Origin of the sequence: Streptomyces sp. MB09-02B (genome assembly GCF_033794485.1) — a bacterium.
Taxonomy (GTDB): domain Bacteria; phylum Actinomycetota; class Actinomycetes; order Streptomycetales; family Streptomycetaceae; genus Streptomyces.
Genome location: NZ_JARGEE010000733.1, coordinates 1 through 2,438, shown reverse-complemented (window position 1 = coordinate 2,438; position 2,438 = coordinate 1). Strand labels below are relative to the sequence as shown.

At 72.2% G+C, this 2,438-nt stretch carries 2 protein-coding genes; both read right to left on the bottom strand.

Annotated elements, in window-relative coordinates; all coding sequences use genetic code 11:
• Positions 1–1,063 (bottom strand): FAD-dependent oxidoreductase (locus P1P70_RS43435; protein ID WP_319247851.1); only part of this gene is annotated, 1,063 nt, incomplete at its 3' end.
• A gap of 77 nt (positions 1,064–1,140) precedes the next feature.
• Positions 1,141–2,400, bottom strand: coding sequence for an ATP-grasp domain-containing protein (locus tag P1P70_RS43430; RefSeq protein ID WP_319247849.1), 1,260 nt, complete (start codon positions 2,398–2,400; stop codon positions 1,141–1,143).
• Positions 2,401–2,438 lie beyond the last annotated feature (38 nt).

Genomic DNA, 2,438 nt, shown 5'->3' with positions numbered 1-2,438 from the left:
CGCCCTCCTCGAACGCGGCCCGCGCTACGGCCCCCAGCTCCGTACGGAGTTCGTGCCCGAGGAACCCCATCGCCCCGAGGTCCACCCGGTACCCCGTCGCCGCGATGACATGATCGGCGCCCAGCTCCGCCGTACGGCCGTCGTGCCCGCGCGTCACGAGGAGCGGACGCCCGTCGATGACGCCGGCCCGCACGACCCGCTCCACCTCACGCACCTCCACACGCCCCTCGAACCGTTCCCGCAGCCACCACGCGCCCAGCGGCCCGAGCACCCGGCGGACCAGGTAGTGCCGACCGGCGGCGGGCAGGTACCGGTAGGGGTGCGGGTAGTAGCTGAGCGCCCACAGCGACCAGGCCCGTCCGAACGGCGACTCGGGGCGCAGCCTCGGCTGCCGCCAGGGGGGCGCGCCGAAGGCCACGGCCCCGCGCCCGCGCGCCACCACCCGGACCCGCGCGCCGGCCTCGGCCGCCAGTACCGCCGTCTCCAGGGCGGACTGCCCCGCGCCCACGACGATCAGGTCCCGGCCCTCGAACCGGCCGAGGTCGGCGTGCTGGGAGCTGTGCGAGACGGGACCCATGGGTGTCGGTCCGTCCGCCGCCGCGCCCGCCAGCTCGGCCGGCAGGTGCGCCAGCCCGAACAGTCCGCTCGCCACGACGACGGCCCGCGCGGTGAACGACTCCCCCGAGTCCAGCTTCAGTTCGAAGCCGCCGCTCTTGCTCCGGTCCACCGAGACCACGCGCACCCGTTCCAGGTCGGGCACGAGCTTCTGCTGGAACCACTCGCCGTAGGAGATGAACGTCTCGACGGGGATGATGTCCTCGTCCGTCACCAGCCGTCGGATGCCCGCCGCGTCGCAGTAGTCGGCGAGGGTGTGGCCGTGCTGCGGCGCGTCGATGCTCGACGCCACCGGTGTGGACTTCAGCAGCATCCCGGCGGGCATGTTGTCCCGCCAGCTCACCATGGGTTCACCGAAGACACGGACCGGAATGCCGCGCGCCCGCAGGTGCGCGGCGGTGGACAGACCGAACGGCCCGGCACCGATGACTGCTACCGGTTGAATCACGAAGTCCCTCCCCAGGACGCCTCATGCCTACTTCGTGTGGTCACGCACGTGCCCACGTACGCCGATGGCCCTACGGGCTAGGGGCGCACACGGGCGTTGCCGAGGCGGTTGGCCCGCCACAGCTGGTAGAGATGCTTCGCGCCCGGTCGTACGAAGCGCGCGAGCATCGTGAGGAACGGCAGCGGATCGTCACCCGCGAGCCATGCCAGCTCGGTCCCGCTCGCGCGCGGCGGCGCGTGCGGGGTGGTGTAGCCGCTGCGCCGGTAGGCGAGCAGCGCCGGCAGATCGATGTTCTCCACGATGTACCGGCGCCCGGCGAGCTGTTCCCCCTCCGGCACCGGGCGTCCGGTCAGATCGAGGTGCATGGCGCGTACGACGTCGATCCCGGCCTCGTTCTCGAACAGCCGGAACTGCGCGCCCATCCGCGGGTTGAAGTCCAGCAGTTTGTACCGCCCGTCCCGCCGGTCGAACCGCAGATCGAGGTCGATGACCCCGGTGAACCCGATCTGTTTGATGAACCGGGCGGCGATGTCCGCGAGTTCGGGGTTGTCGACGACGTACGCGTTCGCCGTCATCCCCGCGTGCGGCGGCCACGACCGCACCTTCACCCCGGTGAACATCGCGAGCGGTGTGGAGTCCGCGTCGAAGTAGGCGTGCACGATCCAGTCCTCGGCCTCCTCCCGGGGCAGGTACTCCTGGAGGATCACCCCGGGCCGCTCGCCCCAGCCGCGGGCCAGCCGCAGCAGGCACTCCCGGTCGGCGATGCGGGTCGTCCCGTTCACCGCGGGCTGCCTGCGCCGCTCGAATGCCTCCCGGTTCTTGGCCACCACGGGGAAGCGGGCCCCTTCCGCGAACCGCTCCACGTCCTCGTACGACTGCGGGAACGTGCTCGCGGGGCTGGCGATGCCGTGCTCCACGCAGAGTTCGTGCAGCCCCTGTTTGCTGGCGAGGCGGCGCGGTAGCTTGGCGTCGACGCGCGGGAAGAGGAAGCGGGTCGCGAGTTCCTCCTGGTGCTCGGCGATGAGCACCGCGGCCTCCTCGTCGGTGGGGACGAGCACGGCGGGCCGCCCTATCCGCCGGCCGATGCGCAGCAGTCCGTCCACCAGCCTCCCGGGCTCCTCCGTCCCGGTGGTCGGCCACACGAACGCGCGCCGCAGGTAGCGCGAGACGGCGGCCGGTGTGTACCGGTCCTCCGTGATCGCGTACATCGGCACGCCGAGCCGGCCCAGGCTGCGGATGGCGCCGACGCCGCCGTGGTGCAGCGGATAGTCGCCGAGCTTCACGACGAGCCCCGGAACGTCTCGGTCCGCCTGTACCGGCGCACCCCAAGTACCCATGGCCACGGGTCCCCCCACGTGTCCCCCCTACCGGACCC

What these genes read in the sequence shown, in the direction of transcription:
- P1P70_RS43430 (WP_319247849.1), bottom strand. Translation starts at nt 2,400, where the DNA reads ATGGGTACTTGGGGTGCGCCGGTACAGGCGGACCGAGACGTTCCGGGG.